This window comes from Zoogloea sp. 1C4 (genome assembly GCF_009469605.1).
In the GTDB taxonomy this organism is placed as follows: domain Bacteria; phylum Pseudomonadota; class Gammaproteobacteria; order Burkholderiales; family Rhodocyclaceae; genus Zoogloea; species Zoogloea oryzae.
In genome coordinates, this window is sequence record NZ_SSXU01000005.1 from 114,554 (window position 1) to 130,251 (window position 15,698).

A 15,698-nucleotide genomic window follows, 5' to 3' on the forward strand; every position below is an offset into this window, starting at 1 on the left:
CATGTCGGACAAGATCTACAACGTGCTTTTCCTGTGCACCGGCAATTCGGCCCGGAGCATTCTGGCCGAAGCCATCCTCAACAAGGTGGGCGGGGGGCGCTTCCGGGCCTTCAGCGCCGGCAGCCACCCGGCGGGACAGGTCAATCCGCTGGCCATCGAACTCCTGAAGCGCAACCACATGCCCACCGAGGGGCTGCGCAGCAAGAGCTGGGACGAGTTTGCCGGCCCTGATTCGCCGCATCTCGATTTCGTGTTCACCGTGTGCGACAACGCCGCCGGCGAGGTGTGCCCGGTGTGGCCCGGTCAGCCGATGACGGCCCATTGGGGGCTGGAAGACCCGGCGGCTGTCGAGGGCTCGGTCGAAGCCAGGCAGCACGCCTTCTCCCAGGCATTGCTGATCCTCCATCGGCGCATCTCGCTGTTCGCCAGCCTGCCCATTGCCAAGCTGGACGGCATGGCGCTCAAGCACGAGCTCGACGAGATCGGCCGTGGTCATCGAGGTGAATCGTGAGTGAAGTAAGCCGCAAACTGTCTTTCCTCGACCGTTACCTGACGGTCTGGATATTTGCCGCCATGGCGCTGGGCGTGGCCTTGGGCAATCTGGTGCCGGGCATCGAAGGGGCGATCAACCACTTTCAGGTGGGCACCACCAACATCCCCATCGCCATCGGGCTGATCCTGATGATGTACCCGCCCTTCGCCAAGGTGCGCTACGAGGAGCTGCCCGACGTCTTCTGCGACGGCAAGGTGCTGGGCCTGTCGCTGGTGCAGAACTGGGTGATCGGGCCGGTGCTGATGTTTGCGCTGGCGGTGATCTTCCTGCCCGACAAGCCGGAGTACATGGTCGGGCTGATCCTGATCGGGCTGGCCCGCTGCATCGCGATGGTGATCGTGTGGAACGAGATCGCCAAGGGCTCGACCGAATACGCCGCCGGGCTGGTGGCCTTCAACTCGATCTTCCAGGTGCTGTTCTACAGCGTGTATGCGTGGTTCTTCGTGACGGTGCTGCCGCCGCTGTTCGGGCTGACCGGGGTGGTGGTGGACATCTCCATCGGCCAGATCGCCGAGAGCGTGCTGATCTACCTGGGCATCCCCTGCGTGGCCGGGGTGCTCACCCGGGTGGTGATGCTGCGCTACGTATCCAAGGAGTGGTACCACAGCCGCTTCGTGCCGAAGATCGGGCCGATCACCCTGGTGGCGCTGCTGTTCACCATCGTGGTGATGTTTGCCCTGAAGGGCCGGATGATCGTCACCATCCCGATGGATGTGGTGCGCATCGCGATCCCGCTCTTGATCTACTTCGTGGTGATGTTCTTCGCGTCGTTTGCCATGAGCCGCAAGGCCGGGGCGGGTTACGGCAAGTGCACGACGCTGTCCTTCACCGCGGCCAGCAACAACTTCGAGCTGGCGATTGCGGTGGCGGTGGCGGTGTATGGCATCGACTCGGGCGCGGCCTTCGCGGCGGTGATCGGGCCTCTGGTCGAGGTGCCGGTGATGATCGGGCTGGTCAATGTGTCGCTGTGGCTGCAGCGGCGCTGGTTTGCAACCACCTGATTCCGGCCGGGCGATTGACGTGAAAAAGCCCCGGGAGGCAATGCTTCCCGGGGCTTTTTACTGCGCTGATTCAGCCGGCGATCAGGCGAAGTTCGCGGAGGCGAAATCCCAGTTGGCCAGGCTGGCCAGGAAGGTTTCGACGAACTTCGGACGCAGGTTGCGGTAATCGATGTAGTAGGCGTGTTCCCACACGTCGATGGTCAGCAGCGGCTTGCCTTCGCCGGTCTTCAGCGGGTTGCCCGCGGCGCCGGTGTTGACGATGTCGACGCTGCCGTCAGCCTTCTTGACCAGCCAGGTCCAGCCGGAACCGAAGTTGCCCACGGCGGAAGCCTGGAAAGCCTTCTTGAACTCGTCGAAGGAGCCCCACTTGGCGTTGATGGCGTCGGCCAGCGCGCCGGTCGGAGCGCCGCCGCCGTTCGGCTTCATGCAGCTCCAGAAGAAGGTGTGGTTCCAGACCTGGGCGGCGTTGTTGTAGATGCCGCCGGCCGGGGCCTTCAGGAAGGTTTCTTCGATGGACAGGTTCTCGTACTCGGTGCCGGCGACGAGGTTGTTCAGATTGACCACGTAGGCGTTGTGGTGCTTGGCGTAGTGGTAATCGAAAGTCTCTTCGGACAGGTGCGGAACCAGCGCGTTCTTGGCGTAGGGCAGTTCGGGCAGGGTGTGAGCCATTGATGTTCTCCGGGTTTTGGTTGGGGTTTCAATTGCCCGACTATTCTAGTCGGGATTTGATTCACTGCACAATCGGACGCGGCCAGACCTCCTCCGGCTGCCGCTGCACCATGCGTTATTTTGCACCGGGTTCAGCCTTTTTTGCTGTTCACTGTTGCATCGACCTCGCCGACGTGGAATTCGACCCGGATACGCGAACCGGGTTCAAGGCTCGCCGCATCCCGCACGATCCCGCCATCGGCGTCGCGGGTGATGCTGTAGCCGCGCGCCAGCACGCCTTTCGGATCGAGGTGGGCGAGGTGCTGGCCGAGGGCGTCGAGGCGATCCTGCTGGCGCTGGATGAGGCTGCGTCCGGCGCGCTCCAGCCGCGCAGCGAGGGTGTCGACGGTGCGCTTGCGGGCGGCCAGGTCGGGCCGGCGGGCAGTGAGGCGCAGCCCCAGCGCGGTGGTTCGGGCCTGGCTGGCGGCGAGCTGGCGCTGGACGCGGGCCTGCAGGCGCTGCTCCAGGTTGCCCAAGCGCAGACGGGCCTGCTCGATGCGCTGGCGCGGGTGGGTGAGCCGTGCGGCGGCCCGGTCGAGGCGCTGGGCGGCGGTTTCGAAGCGCCGCTGCATGGCGCGGGAGATGCGCATCGACAGGCGTTCCAGGTGATCCCGCAGATCCACGAAGCCGGCGCTGGTGATCTCGGCGGCGGCGGTGGGGGTGGCGGCGCGCAGGTCGGCGGCGAAGTCGGCGATGCTCACGTCGGTCTCGTGGCCGACGCCGACCACCACCGGCAGCGGGCAGGCGCGGATCGCCCGGGCCACGGCTTCGTCATTGAAGGCGGCGAGGTCTTCCAGGCTGCCGCCACCGCGCACCAGCAGCAGCACGTCGTTGCCGTCGGCTGCAGCCCGGGCGCCGGCCCGGCGGATCGCCGCGGCGATGCGGGCGGGGGCCCCGTCGCCCTGGACGAGGGTGGCATACAGGCACAGCGGCAGGTGCGGCGCGCGTCGGGCAAAGGCCGCGATCACGTCCTGCCAGGCGGCAGCCTGGGGCGAGGTGACCACCGCGACGCCGCGGGGAAAGCGGGGCAGGGGGCGCTTGATCGCCGGATCGAACAGCCCTTCGGCCTCCAGCCGCGCCTTGAGGCGGAGGAAGGCTTCATACAGGTTGCCCACGCCAGCGTGGCGCACCGACTCGACATTGAGCTGGTAGTCACCCCGGGGCTCGAAGAGGGTGACGAGGGCGCGCACTTCCACCCGCATCCCGTGCTCGAGCTTGAAAGGAAGCATCTGCGCGCGGTTGCGCCACATGGTGCAGCGCACCTGCGCGTCGGCATCCTTGAGGGTGAAGTAGAGATGGCCGGAGGCGGCGCGGGTGAGGGTGGAGATTTCGCCGCCGACCCATAAAAGGGGGATGCTGCCCTCCAGCGCCTCGCGCGCGGCGCGGTTGAGCCATGAGACGGAAACGACTTCGCCGGGCTTGACTTCTGCAGAATTTCGGAGGGTGTTCATGGGTGCGGATTCTACCGGAATCCACATGTACCTCTGATCCACGTCAAAAAAAACCGGCCGCCGGGCTTGACTTGGGTTAAAAGTTGTAAGTTGTTGATTTTAAACGAAAGTGCTTGTCGCTTAATTTTTGACCCGAGTAGGAAAAAGCCTTACCCGCTGCGGGTTTAGGGTGTTCGCCGGGCAACAATCCACAAAGTTATCCACAGATTTTGTGGATTGTCCTGAGCGCGTTTCGTGTTGCTCTCCTCCCGAGGGCAGGTTACATTCTCGGGCTTCGTACGATTCGCAGGAGTCCTCGCGTGTTCGCCATTCTTCAGGCTGCCGGCTGGCCAATCTGGCCCTTGTTGTTTGCTTCCATCGTTGCCGTGGCGCTGATCATCGAGCGGCTCTTGACGCTGCGCCGCAGCAAGATTCTTCCCGATGGCCTGCTCGAAAAGGTCGTGGCTGAGTTGCGTCAGACCGGCGCAACCCCCGAGATGATCAACCGCGTGGCCCTCAGTTCGCCGATGGGCCGGGTGTTCGCCGCCGGCCTGCGCAACATGCGCAGCTCCCGCGAGGTGATGAAGGAATCCATCGAAGAAGCCGGCCGCGCCGTGACCCACGATCTGGAGCGCTTCCTCACCACCCTCGGCACCATCGCCTCGATCAGCCCGCTGATGGGCCTGTTCGGCACCGTGGTCGGGATGATCGAGATCTTCGGCTCCCAGACGCCGGGCGGTTCCAACCCCCAGCAGCTGGCCCACGGCATCTCCATCGCGCTGTACAACACCGGCTTCGGTCTGGTCATCGCGATGCCGAGCATGATCTTCTGGCGCCACTTCCGCGCCACCGTCGATGGCTTCGTGATCGAGATGGAGCAGCAGGCGATCCGTCTCGTCGAAGTGGTCCACGGCGAACGTCGCTGAGGCACATCCCATGAATTTCGGCCGTGGCCGCTCCCGCGAGGAGCCGGAGATCAACCTGATCCCGATGATCGACGTGCTGCTGGTGATCATCATCTTCCTGATGCTCACCACCACCTATTCCCGTTTCGCCGGGCTGGAGATCAACCTGCCCACGGCAGATGCCCAGGCCAGCAACGAGAAGGCCGTCGAGGTAAACGTGGCGGTCACCGCCACCGGCGAGGTCGTCATCAACAAGCGCGCGGTCAGCGGCACCGGCATCCCGGCCATTGCCGCCGCGATGCAGGCGGTGGTGCCGGCCGGCGCCAAGGATCCGGTGGTCATCATCAATGCCGACGCCAAGGCGGCGCACCAGCGCGTGATCGACGTGATGCAGGCGGCCCAGCAGGCTGGCCTGGTGCACATCTCCTTCGCCACCCAGGCGGCCCAGCGCTAGTCCCTTCCGAGCCATCCAGTCTTCTCCATGCCACGCAGCGCCCCCGGCTTCTGGCAGCACCGTGGGGCGGCGGCGTGGAGCCTGCTTCCCCTCTCCCTCTTGTTCGGATTCCTCGCTGGCGCGCGTCGCCGGCTGTTTGCGCTTGGGCTGAAGAAGGCCGAGCGGCTGCCGGTGCCAGTAGTGGTGGTGGGCAACATCGCCGTCGGCGGTAGCGGCAAGACGCCGATCGCCCTGTGGCTGGCGGCCGAGCTGCGCGCCCGCGGCAGGCGGCCGGGCATCGTCAGCCGTGGCTACGGCGGAACGGTTGAAGGCGTGGCCGAGGTGCCTGTGGGCGGCGACCCAAGCCGCTATGGCGACGAGCCGGTGCTGATGGCTGCGGCGTCCGGTTGCCCTGTTTTCGTCGGGCGCGATCGTCCGGTGGCGGGGCGGGCGCTGCTGGCGGCGCATCCGGATGTGGACGTGCTGATCGCCGACGACGGCCTGCAGCATTACCGGCTGGCCCGGGACGTGGAAATCGTGGTGGTGGACGAAGCCACCCTCGGCAACCGCCTGCGCCTGCCCGCCGGCCCGCTGCGCGAAGGCGTTGGGCGGCTGGCCGAGGCGACGGTGATCCTCGCCCACGGTGGGCTCTCGGCCGATCTGGCTGATGCGGTGAAGCCGGTGCCGGTGTTCGATTTTCATCTGGCCGGTGGCGCCTTCGAGCGCGTCGGCAACCGGGCCGAGCACTGCCTGCCGGCCGATCTCAAGGGGCGGCGCGTCCACGCGATGGCCGGCATCGGGCGGCCCGAGCGCTTCTTTGCCCAGCTCGAAGCCATGGGCCTCACCATCGAACGGCGGCCCTTTGCGGATCATCACGCCTTTACCGCCGCCGATGTGGCGGTGCCCGATGGCGATGTGCTTCTGATGACCGAGAAGGATGCGGTAAAATGCGCGCCTTTCGCCCCGGCTGACAGCTGGGTGTGGCCGGTCCGGGCGCAGCTTGCGCCGGGCGCGGCAGAACTGATTGTGGAGAAGATCGATGGATCCCCGACTGCTTGAAATCCTGGTTTGCCCCATCACCAAGGGCCCGCTCGACTTCCACAAGGACAAGCAGGAGCTGTGGAGCGTCAGCGCCCGGCTGGCCTATCCGATCCGCGACGGCATCCCGGTGATGCTCGAAGAAGAGGCTCGTCCGCTGACCGAAGAAGAACTCGCCCAGGCCCGATGAGCGTCCCGTTCAAGATCGTCATCCCGGCCCGCCATTCGTCGAGCCGGCTGCCGGGCAAACCGCTGCTGGACATCGCCGGCAAGCCGATGGTCCTGCGCGTCCTCGACCGGGCCGTGCAGGCCGGCGCCGACGAAGTGTGGGTGGCCACTGATCACAGCGGCATCGCCGAGGTGGTCGAAGCGGCCGGCGGCAAGGTGATCCTCACCTCCGCCGATCATCCCTCCGGCACCGACCGCCTCGCCGAAGTTGCGACGCAACTGGGCTGGGCTGACGACACGCTGGTCGTCAATGTGCAGGGCGACGAGCCGCTGATTCCGCCGCAGCTCATCGCCGATGCGGCCGCCGCGCTCGCCGCCGATCCGGCTGCCGCCATCGCCACCGCCTGCCATCCCCTCGAATCCGTCGACGAGTTCTTCAACCCGAACGTCGTCAAGGTGGTGATGGGGGCCGATGGCCGCGCGCTGTATTTCTCCCGGGCACCGATCCCCTGGGCGCGGGATGCCTTCGCCGCCGACCGCAGCACGCTGCCCGCCGGGTTGCCGGCTTTCCGGCACATCGGCCTATACGCCTACCGGGCGGGTTTTCTCAAGCGCTATTCCACGCTCGCGGCTTCGCCGCTGGAGCAGTGGGAAGCCCTTGAACAGCTGCGGGCGATGGCCCACGGCTTCCCGATCCAGGTCATGGTGCTCGATCACGCGCCACCCGCGGGCGTCGATACCGCCGACGATCTCGAGCGGGTCCGCCGCGTGTTTGACCTTACGTAAGTTTCAAGTTAAGTTCGTTGTTCCACATCGCTGCGACAATAACCAGAGGAGGGTAAGCATGCGTCTGATTCTGTTGGGACCGCCGGGAGCCGGCAAGGGCACTCAAGCCAATTACATCAAGGAAAAATTCGGTATTCCGCAGATTTCCACCGGCGACATGCTGCGTGCGGCCGTCAAGGCCGGCACCCCGCTGGGTATCGAAGCCAAGAAGGTCATGGATGCCGGCGGCCTCGTGTCCGACGACATCATCATCGGGCTGGTCAAGGATCGCCTGAAGGAAGCCGACTGCCAGTCCGGCTACATGTTCGACGGCTTCCCGCGCACCATTCCGCAGGCCGAGGCCATGAAGGCCGCCGGCGTGCCCATCGATTTCGTGCTCGAGATCGACGTGCCCGACGAGGAAATCATCGGCCGCATGTCCGGTCGCCGTGTTCACGTGGCTTCCGGCCGCACCTACCACGTCAAGTTCAACCCGCCCAAGGTTGAAGGCAAGGACGACGAAACCGGTGAGCCGCTGATCCAGCGTGACGACGACAAGGAAGAAACCGTCAAGAAGCGTCTGGATGTCTATCATTCCCAGACCAAGCCGCTGGTGGCCTACTATTCGGATTGGGCTGCGAACGGCGAGCCGAACGCTCCGCAGTATCGCAAGATCGCCGGTCTTGGCAAGGTCGAGGAAATCCGCGATCGCGCCTTTGACGCACTGAAGTAAGCGCTCCGCGCGCAGCATCAGGGCCGGCCTTCACAGCCGGCCCTTTTCATTTCTGGGCGGCGAACGTCGGTTCGCTGCACGGTGGATGCGATGACAGCAAACCCGCTTCACGGAAATCTCCTCTATGCCCAGTCGGGCGGCGTCACCGCCGTCATCAACGCGTCTGCGGCGGGCGTGATCGACGAGGCCCGATCCCACCCGGACCGCATCGGCCGCGTGCTGGCCGCGCGCAACGGCATTCTCGGCGTGCTGCGCGAGACGCTGGTGGATACCGCCGGGATCAGCGACGCGGATCTCGGGCGCCTGCGCGCCACGCCGGGCGGCGCGTTCGGTTCGTGCCGCTTCGACCTTGACCCGCTCGAGCGCAACCCGGCCCAGTACGACCGGCTGTTTGCGGTGCTGGCGGCCCACGACGTGCGCTACTTTTTGTACAACGGCGGCAACGGGTCGATGGAAACCTGCCGCCAGATCCAGACCGCCGCCGACGCCCGGGGCTATCCGCTTACCGTGGTGGGCGTGCCCAAGACGGTGGATAACGACATCGTCGGCACCGACTGCTGCCCGGGTTTCGGCTCCGCCGCCAAGTATCTGGCCACCTCCGTCCGCGAAGTGGGGCTCGATCTCGCCGCGATGACCACCAACGACGGCCGCGCCTTCGTGCTGGAGGTGATGGGGCGCAACGCCGGCTGGCTCGCCGCGGCCTGCGCCCTGGCCGCCGAGGACGCCGACGCCGCGCCGCACCTCATCCTGCTGCCCGAGGTCGCCTTCAATGAGGCGGCCTTCCTGGCCCGGGTGAAGGCGGTGGTGGAGCGGGTCGGCGCCTGCGCGGTGGTGGTGGCGGAAGGCATCTGCGGGCCCGACGGCAAGGTGCTGGCGATGCAGGATCGCAACCAGAAGGGTTACATCCAGCTGGGCGGCGCCGGCGAGGTGGTGGCCGAGCGCATCCATGCCTGCCTGGGCTACAAGGTGCACTACGCGCTGGCCGATTATCTGCAGCGTTCGGCCCGCCATCTGGCCTCGAAAACCGACACCGCCCAGGCCGCGGCCGTGGGCAAGGCGGCGGTGCGGCGCGCGCTGGCGGGGCAGCAGGGCGTGGTGGGGATCGAACGCCTCGCCGATTCGCCCTACCGCTGGCGCACCAACCTGTCGCCCTTCGAGGCGGTGGGCAACCTGGAGCGCCGGCTGCCGGCCGAGTTCATCGCGGCGGACGGCTTCGGCGTCACGGATGCCTTCCGGCGCTGGTGCCGTCCGCTGATCGAAGGTGAGGACTGGCCCCGCTTTGCAGGCGGGCTGCCGGATTACCTGCGCCTGCAGTTGCCTCTGGTCCCGGCCTGCCTGCCCGCCTATGCGCCTTGATGGCGTACTGCTGACGCTGGGCCTGGTCGCCTTGGGCGCCCGGGCCGAGCTTCCGCCGCCGCCGGAGATCGCGGCCGGTTTCACGCTTTCACCGCCCGCCGCGGGCACGCGCTTCATGGCGGTCACCGCCAATCCCCACGCCACCGACGCCGCCGTCGCCGTCCTGCGGCAAGGCGGGTCGGCACTGGATGCGGCGATCGCCGCGCAGATGGTGCTGGGCGTGGTCGAGCCCCAGTCGTCGGGCATCGGCGGCGGTGGGCTGCTCATGCACTTTGATGCCCGCACCAGGCGGATCGACGCCTGGGACGGCCGGGAGACCGCGCCGCTGGCGGCATCCCGTTTTCCCTTCACCGATGGGTCGGGCACGCCGCTGGGCTTTCTCGATGCAGCGCGTGATCCGCGGGCCGTCGGCACGCCGGGCTTGGTGGCGATGCTCGCCGCGGCCCATGCCAAGTCTGGCCGCCTGCCCTGGGCGCGGCTGTTCGAGCCGGCGATCCGGCTGGCGGAAGATGGCTTTGCGGTGTCGCCACGCCTGCATCGGCTGCTCGCCCACGAGGGCCGCTTTGCCGATCCGGCGCTGCAGGCTCATTTCTTTGATGCCGACGGGCAAGCGTGGCCGGTGGGCCATCGCCTGCGCAATCCGGCCCTCGCCGACAGCCTGCGGCACATTGCGGCCGAAGGCCCGGAGGCGCTGCGTCGCGGCCCGCTGGCCGAGGCGATCAGCGATGCGGTGCGGGGTGGTTCGCCGGCCGACGTGGCGGATGCGCGCGGGCTGCTCGGCCGGCGGGATCTGCTGGCGTACGCGCCGACCCGCCGGGACGCCCTGTGCCGGCCGTTTCGTGGTTACCGCGTGTGCGGCTTTCCGCCGCCGAGTTCCGGTGCGACAACGGTGCTGGCGATGCTCGGGATCTGGCGCGCATTGCCAGCGGGCATGCCGCCGGATTCAACGGCCTTCGCCCACCACTTCGCCGAAACCGGCCGGCTGGCCTACGCCGACCGGGCGGGGTGCGTGGGCGATCCGGCGTTCCGGCCAGTGCCGGTGGCGGCGCTGCTGGACGTGCGCTATCTGGCCCGGCGGGCGGCCTTGGTGGGCGAGATGGCCGGCCCGGCGCGGCGGTCGGCGGGCATCGACTGCGCAGCGCCCGGCGAGGAAGGCGAGCGGCCGTCCACGACGCATCTTTCCATCGTCGATGGGGCCGGCAACGGGGTGGCGCTCACGTCGTCCATCGAGGACGCCTTCGGCAACCGGCGAATGGCCGGTGGCTTTCTGCTCAACAACCAGCTCACGGATTTTTCGACGGACGGCGCCAACCGGCTGGAGCCTGGCAAGCGCCCGCGCAGTTCGATGGCGCCGACGCTGGTGTTCGACCGGAAGGGCCGGCTCTACGCGGTGCTTGGTTCGCCGGGCGGAAGCCAGATTCCCAACTACGTGGCCCAGGCGCTGCTGGGTTTGCTGGAAGGTGGCTTGAGCCCGGCGCAGATCGTGAGCCAGCCGCGCCTCGGCAGCCGCAACGGGCCGACGGAAGTGGAGCGGGGCCGGATGGCGCCGGAGGTGATCGACGGGCTGCGGACCCGCGGGCACATGCTGCGCGAGACCGACATGACCAGCGGCATTGCGCTGGTGGTGCGCAGCGGAAAGGGCTGGATTGGTGCGGCCGACCCGCGCCGGGAAGGGCGGGCCGGCGGAGAGTGATGCCCGTTACGCCGGGACGGCGGGGTTGAGGCTGTAGCTGACGGTGAGGCTGGCCTGGGCCAGGATGTGGCCGGCGATGGCGTCGCGCACCTGCTGGCCGGTGAAGATGCCCTCGACCGGCACGCGGGGGATGTCCAGCGCGAAGACCGTGAACACGTAGCGGTGGCGGATGGAGTCATTCCACGGCGGGCAGGGGCCGTCGTAGCCGAAGTAGTTGCCCTTCATCTGCGCGTCGCCGGCAAACCAGCCGGTGTAGTCGTTGATGCCGTGCCGGCCGCCGCCCGGGGCGTCCGGGCCGGGCTTGCCGTTGGCGGTGACGCTGCTCGAATGGGCGCCGGCCTCGATGGCGGTGGTGCCGGCGGGCAGGTCCACCAGCACCCAGTGGAAGAAGTCGACCCGCGGCAGATCGGCCGGCACGCTGCGGCCTTCCTGGTTCACGTCGTCGCCGCGGCTGGGCACGTCGGGGTCGTGGCAGATCACCGCGAAGCTTTGGGTGCCGGCAGGGGCACCCGCCCAGGCAAGATGCGGATTGCGGTTGGTGCTGAGGGCCACGTGGCCCTCGGCGGCGGGCACGCAGAAGGCGAATTCGCCGGCAATCGGGGTGCCGTCGGTCAGGCTCTGGCTGGTCAGTTGCATGCTGATGTCTCCGGGTTGTTCTTGCAGGTTTCCCCGGATTTTATTTCAGCTCGTGCCGCGGCGGCGGAAGTCTTTGACCCGGAAACCCAGGGCGAACAGGGTGGCGAAATACACCAGGATGCCGCCGATTACCAGCACCAGCAGGCGGATCGTCCGCTCGGTGCCCGGATACTTGAGCCACACCGCATCGGCGCCCACCGCAAACCACACCGCCAGCCCCAGCACCACCAGCGCCACGCCCAGCTTGGCGCCGAACTTGGCCCAGCCCGGCTGGGGCATGTAGATGCCGCGCTGGCGCAGGCCGCGGTAGAGCATGCCGGCGTTGATGCACGATGCGAGGCCGATGGACAGCGCCAGCCCGGCGTGCTGCAGCGGGCCGATGAACACGAGGTTCATGAGCTGGGTGACCGCCAGCGTGATGAGGCCGAACTTGACCGGCGTGCGCACGTCCTGGCGGGCGTAGAAGGCCGGCGCCAGCACCTTGACGAGGATCAGCCCGGCCAGCCCGGCGCTGTAGGCCACCAGCGCGGTGCGCGTCTGGAAGACATCCGCGGCGGTGAATGCGCCGTGGTAGAAGAGGGTGGTGATGAGCGGCACCGCCAGCAGGGCCAGGCCCAGCGCGGCGGGCAGGGTGAGCATCAGGGTGAGGCGCAGGCCCCAGTCGAGGAGCGCCGAGAACTCGGTGGGGTTCTTGTCGGCGTGCATCTTGGAGAGGCTGGGCAGCAGGATGGTGCCGAGCGCCACGCCCAGCATCCCGGCCGGGAACTCCATCAGGCGGTCGGCGTAGTACAGCCACGACACGCTGCCGCTGGGCAGGAAGGAGGCGAAAACCGTGTTGATGAGCAGCGAGATCTGGCTGACCGACACGCCGAGGATCGCCGGCGCCATCAGCTTGAGGATGCGCCGCACGCCCGGATCGGAGAAATTCAGCGAGAAGCGCGGCAGCATGCCGATCTGCGCCAGGGGCTTGATCTGCAGCACCAGCTGGGCCAGACCGCCGATGAACACCGCCCAGCCCAGCGCCATTACCGGCGGATCGAAGTAGGGTGCGGCGAACAGCGCCATGCCGATGAAGGCGATGTTGAGCAGCACCGGCGTGAAGGCCGGGATCGCGAAGCGGCTCCAGGTGTTGAGCACGCCACCGGCCAGCGCCACCAGCGACATGAAGAAGATGTACGGGAAGGTGATGCGGGTCAGCTGGACGGTGAGCTCGAACTTGTTGGCGTCGGCCGAGAAGCCCGGTGCGGTGGCGTAGATGATGAACGGGGCGAAGATCGCGCCGATGATCGAGACGATCAGCACCACCAGGCCCAGCGCGCTCGCCACGTGATTGACGAGGCGGTGGGTTTCCGTTTCTCCGCGCTTGTTCTTGTATTCGGCGAGGATGGGCACGAAGGCCTGCGAGAACGCGCCTTCGGCAAACATCCGCCGCAGCAGGTTGGGCAGGCGGAAGGCCACGAAGAAGGCGTCGGTCTCGACGCCGGCGCCGAAGGCCCGGGCGACCACGAAGTCGCGCACGAAGCCGAGGATGCGTGACAGCAGCGTCATGCCGCTGACGGTGGCGAGGGCGCGCAGGAGATTCATCGAAGCCATGAAGGGGGAGGGGCCGCGGAGCGGGTAAAAGGACGGGATGTTAGCGGCTTGTTGCGCTGTGCAGCAATGCGATTTGCCTGTCGGGCGTGGTGTCTGCCCGCCCGTTGGGTTTCTTTCGGGGCGATGGGGTAAAATGCGGGAAATTTTTTTGAGCCTGCCCCCAATGAAAACGACCTTCCTGGATTTCGAGCAGCCGATTGCCGAGCTCGAGGCGAAGATCGAAGAACTGCGCTTCGTGCAGGACGATTCGGCCGTGGATATCTCCGAAGAGATCGCCCGCCTGGAACAGAAGAACTTTGGTCTCACCAAGGATATCTACGCCAAGCTGTCGCCCTGGCAGTGCGCCCTCGTGGCGCGCCACCCCCAGCGGCCGTACACGCTGGATTACGTCGAGCACATCTTCACCGACTTCGAAGAGCTCCACGGTGACCGCAGCTTTGCGGACGACAAGGCCATCGTCGGTGGCCTGGCCCGCTTCAACGGCCAGCCGTGCATGGTCATCGGCCACCAGAAGGGCCGCGACACCAAGGAAAAGATCTTCCGCAACTTCGGCATGCCGCGCCCCGAGGGCTACCGCAAGGCCCTGCGCATGATGCGTCTGGCCGAGAAGTTCGGGCTGCCGATCTTCACCTTCGTCGACACCCCGGGCGCCTATCCCGGCATCGACGCCGAGGAGCGTGGCCAGTCCGAGGCCATTGGCCACAACCTCTACGAGATGACCAATCTCAAGGTGCCCATCATCTGCACGATCATTGGCGAAGGCGGCTCCGGCGGCGCGCTGGCGATCGCCGTGGGCGACCAGCTGATGATGCTGCAGTACTCCACCTACTCGGTGATCTCGCCGGAAGGCTGCGCCTCCATTCTCTGGAAGAGCGCCGACCGTGCCCCCGATGCCGCCGAGACGATGGGCATCACCGCCGGCCGCCTCAAGTCCCTGGGGCTGATCGACAAGGTGGTGAACGAACCCGTGGGCGGCGCCCACCGGGATCATCGTGCGATGGCCCAGAGCCTCAAGCGGGCGCTGCAGGATGCCCTGCGCCAGGTGTCCGACCTGTCGCCGTCCGAGCTCCTCGAACGGCGTTTCGAGCGGCTGATGAGCTACGGCAAGTTCAAGGAAATTGCCGTCGACTGATCTGTCTGCCCGCGTCGCGGCGAGCTGGCAGCGCCTGCCGGCACCCGCGGGGCGCATCCGGGTCGGCCTCTCCGGCGGGCTCGATTCCACGGTTCTCCTTCATCTGCTCGCGGGGCTTCGCGGGCAGTTTCATTTTGATCTGACCGCCACCCACGTGCGCCACGGCCTTGTGCCGGGATCGGCGGCGTGGGGTGACGTCTGCCGCGCGCTGTGCGAGCGGCTGGACGTGCCCTTTGCCGTGCACGACGTGACGGTGGATCGCGCCCATCCCGGTGGCCTCGAAGCCGCCGCCCGCGATGCCCGCCGCGCGGTGCTGCTGGAAGGCGGCGCCGACTGGCTGGCGCTCGCCCATCACCGGGATGACCAGGCCGAAACAGTCCTCTTTCGTGCCCTGCGCGGAGCTGGCGTGCGCGGCGCTGGCGGGATGCGGGCGGTCGTCCCGGGTGGCGGCAAGCCGGGCCTGTGGCGACCGCTGCTGGACGTACCCCGGTCGGCGCTGATGGCCCATGCCACCGCTCACGATCTGGGCTGGATCGACGATCCGAGCAATGCCGACAGCCATTTCTCGCGCAACTTTCTGCGCAACGACATCCTGCCGGCCGTGAGCGCGCGCTTTCCCGGTGCGGCGGCAGGGCTTGCGCGTCTCGGCCGACTTGCCGCCGAGGCGTCGGACCTGCTGGACGAGCTGGCCGACGCTGATCTGGCTGCGCTGGCCCGGCCGGGTTCGCGGCGCTATCGGCGTGCCGGGGCCGTCGGGCTCACGTCGCCGCGGCTGCGCAATGTGCTGCGTCGGGTGCTGGCGGCGGCCGGCGCGGCGATGCCCGATGAGGACAGGCTGGTCGAGCTGGAGCGCCAGTTCCGCGCCGCTGCGGCGCCGGCCGGGCTGCGCCTGCCGCTGGGCAGCGTGGCGCTGTGCATCTACCGCGACGAATGGTGGCTGGAGGCCGTGGAGTGCCGGGATGCACCGGCAGCGCTGGTGTGGTCTGGCGAGGCGACGCTGGCCTGGGCCGGTGGCGAGGTGGCCTTCCGGCCGGCGACGGGACAAGGGCTGGCGGCGGCGCTGCTGGCCGGAGGGCCGTGCCTGCTGCGTCGGCGTGGGGGCGGCGAGCGTCTGCGTGTGCATCCTGACGGGCCGTCCCGGGCGCTGAAGAAGCTGCTGCAGGAAGCCGGCGTGCCGGGCTGGCTACGGGATGAGCTGCCGCTGCTGTGGGTAGGCGATCAACTGGCGTGGATCGCCGGGGTGGGAGTGGCTGCGCAGTTTGCATGCCCGGCGGGCGCGGCCGGGTGGGTGCCGGTGTGGTCGGGCTGGCCGGGCGAACCTGAAGTTGAACAAGTTCGAGTCTGACTTGCACGGGCTCAAGTCGAAGTTGAACGACTTCATCTCGAACTTGAACCGGTTCAACAAGAACTTGAACGGGTTCAACCCGAACTTGAACCGGCCCCAGATCGAACTTCGCCGGCCCCAGCCCGCGTAGGTCGGGTTCGCGCAGCGTAACCCAACACCACCTTCGCCACAGTACGGGCGCAGCAGCCGTAACCACCCGCCGTCAAACA

At 67.5% G+C, this 15,698-nt stretch carries 16 protein-coding genes; 12 read left to right on the forward strand and 4 right to left on the reverse strand.

Annotated elements, in window-relative coordinates:
- Position 1: 1 nt before the first annotated feature.
- Both GH681_RS07935 and arsB read left to right on the forward strand, forming a co-directional pair.
- A complete protein-coding gene (locus GH681_RS07935) occupies positions 2-511 on the forward strand; it encodes an arsenate reductase ArsC (protein ID WP_153160936.1) in 510 nt (169 codons plus the stop codon).
- Complete coding sequence (gene arsB / locus GH681_RS07940; RefSeq protein ID WP_228111824.1) at positions 508-1,554, forward strand: ACR3 family arsenite efflux transporter; 1,047 nt, start codon at positions 508-510, stop codon at positions 1,552-1,554. Before GH681_RS07935 ends, arsB begins: the two co-directional genes overlap by 4 nt.
- 81 nt (positions 1,555-1,635) lie before the next feature.
- Here the strand turns inward: arsB and GH681_RS07945 are convergent, their stop codons facing one another.
- Positions 1,636-2,223, reverse strand: a complete 588-nt coding sequence (locus tag GH681_RS07945) for a superoxide dismutase (RefSeq protein WP_153160938.1) — start codon at positions 2,221-2,223, stop codon at positions 1,636-1,638.
- A gap of 131 nt (positions 2,224-2,354) precedes the next feature.
- Positions 2,355-3,713 carry an exodeoxyribonuclease VII large subunit gene (gene xseA, locus GH681_RS07950; RefSeq protein WP_153160939.1) on the reverse strand — a complete coding sequence of 453 codons (1,359 nt, stop codon included), beginning with the start codon at positions 3,711-3,713 and terminating at the stop codon, positions 2,355-2,357.
- Between the two features lie 299 nt (positions 3,714-4,012).
- Between xseA and GH681_RS07955 the strand changes: the two genes are divergently transcribed.
- The 8 genes from GH681_RS07955 (at position 4,013) to GH681_RS07990 (ending at position 10,783) form a co-directional block, all read left to right on the forward strand.
- Positions 4,013-4,618, forward strand: a complete 606-nt coding sequence (locus tag GH681_RS07955; RefSeq protein ID WP_153160940.1) for a MotA/TolQ/ExbB proton channel family protein — start codon at positions 4,013-4,015, stop codon at positions 4,616-4,618.
- A gap of 10 nt (positions 4,619-4,628) precedes the next feature.
- Positions 4,629-5,051 carry a biopolymer transporter ExbD gene (locus GH681_RS07960; RefSeq protein ID WP_153160941.1) on the forward strand — a complete coding sequence of 141 codons (423 nt, stop codon included), beginning with the start codon at positions 4,629-4,631 and terminating at the stop codon, positions 5,049-5,051.
- Between the two features lie 27 nt (positions 5,052-5,078).
- Positions 5,079-6,089 (forward strand): tetraacyldisaccharide 4'-kinase, encoded by a 1,011-nt coding sequence (gene lpxK / locus GH681_RS07965; protein WP_153160942.1) that lies wholly within the window; start codon positions 5,079-5,081, stop codon positions 6,087-6,089.
- Positions 6,070-6,258 carry a Trm112 family protein gene (locus tag GH681_RS07970; RefSeq protein ID WP_141348759.1) on the forward strand — a complete coding sequence of 63 codons (189 nt, stop codon included), beginning with the start codon at positions 6,070-6,072 and terminating at the stop codon, positions 6,256-6,258. The genes lpxK and GH681_RS07970 overlap by 20 nt, the downstream gene beginning before the upstream one ends.
- A complete protein-coding gene (gene kdsB / locus GH681_RS07975) occupies positions 6,255-7,022 on the forward strand; it encodes a 3-deoxy-manno-octulosonate cytidylyltransferase (protein WP_153160943.1) in 768 nt (255 codons plus the stop codon). Before GH681_RS07970 ends, kdsB begins: the two co-directional genes overlap by 4 nt.
- A gap of 58 nt (positions 7,023-7,080) precedes the next feature.
- The gene (adk, locus tag GH681_RS07980) at positions 7,081-7,734 is read left to right on the forward strand and encodes an adenylate kinase (protein WP_153160944.1); all 654 of its coding nucleotides are present in this window, start codon (positions 7,081-7,083) and stop codon (positions 7,732-7,734) included.
- A 90-nt stretch (positions 7,735-7,824) separates the two neighbouring features.
- The gene (locus GH681_RS07985) at positions 7,825-9,090 is read left to right on the forward strand and encodes a 6-phosphofructokinase (protein WP_153160945.1); all 1,266 of its coding nucleotides are present in this window, start codon (positions 7,825-7,827) and stop codon (positions 9,088-9,090) included.
- Positions 9,080-10,783 (forward strand): gamma-glutamyltransferase family protein, encoded by a 1,704-nt coding sequence (locus GH681_RS07990; protein WP_153160946.1) that lies wholly within the window; start codon positions 9,080-9,082, stop codon positions 10,781-10,783. Before GH681_RS07985 ends, GH681_RS07990 begins: the two co-directional genes overlap by 11 nt.
- Before the next feature lie 6 nt (positions 10,784-10,789).
- Here GH681_RS07990 and GH681_RS07995 read toward each other — a convergent pair whose 3' ends face one another.
- Both GH681_RS07995 and murJ read right to left on the reverse strand, forming a co-directional pair.
- Positions 10,790-11,419, reverse strand: coding sequence for a YbhB/YbcL family Raf kinase inhibitor-like protein (locus GH681_RS07995; protein ID WP_153160947.1), 630 nt, complete (start codon positions 11,417-11,419; stop codon positions 10,790-10,792).
- A gap of 45 nt (positions 11,420-11,464) precedes the next feature.
- A complete protein-coding gene (gene murJ, locus GH681_RS08000; protein ID WP_153160948.1) occupies positions 11,465-13,003 on the reverse strand; it encodes a murein biosynthesis integral membrane protein MurJ in 1,539 nt (512 codons plus the stop codon).
- A gap of 172 nt (positions 13,004-13,175) precedes the next feature.
- On the opposite strand from murJ, the gene GH681_RS08005 reads away from it, so the two are divergent.
- The gene (locus tag GH681_RS08005; protein WP_153160949.1) at positions 13,176-14,144 is read left to right on the forward strand and encodes an acetyl-CoA carboxylase carboxyltransferase subunit alpha; all 969 of its coding nucleotides are present in this window, start codon (positions 13,176-13,178) and stop codon (positions 14,142-14,144) included.
- Positions 14,131-15,489 carry a tRNA lysidine(34) synthetase TilS gene (gene tilS / locus GH681_RS08010; protein WP_228111825.1) on the forward strand — a complete coding sequence of 453 codons (1,359 nt, stop codon included), beginning with the start codon at positions 14,131-14,133 and terminating at the stop codon, positions 15,487-15,489. Before GH681_RS08005 ends, tilS begins: the two co-directional genes overlap by 14 nt.
- Positions 15,490-15,698 lie beyond the last annotated feature (209 nt).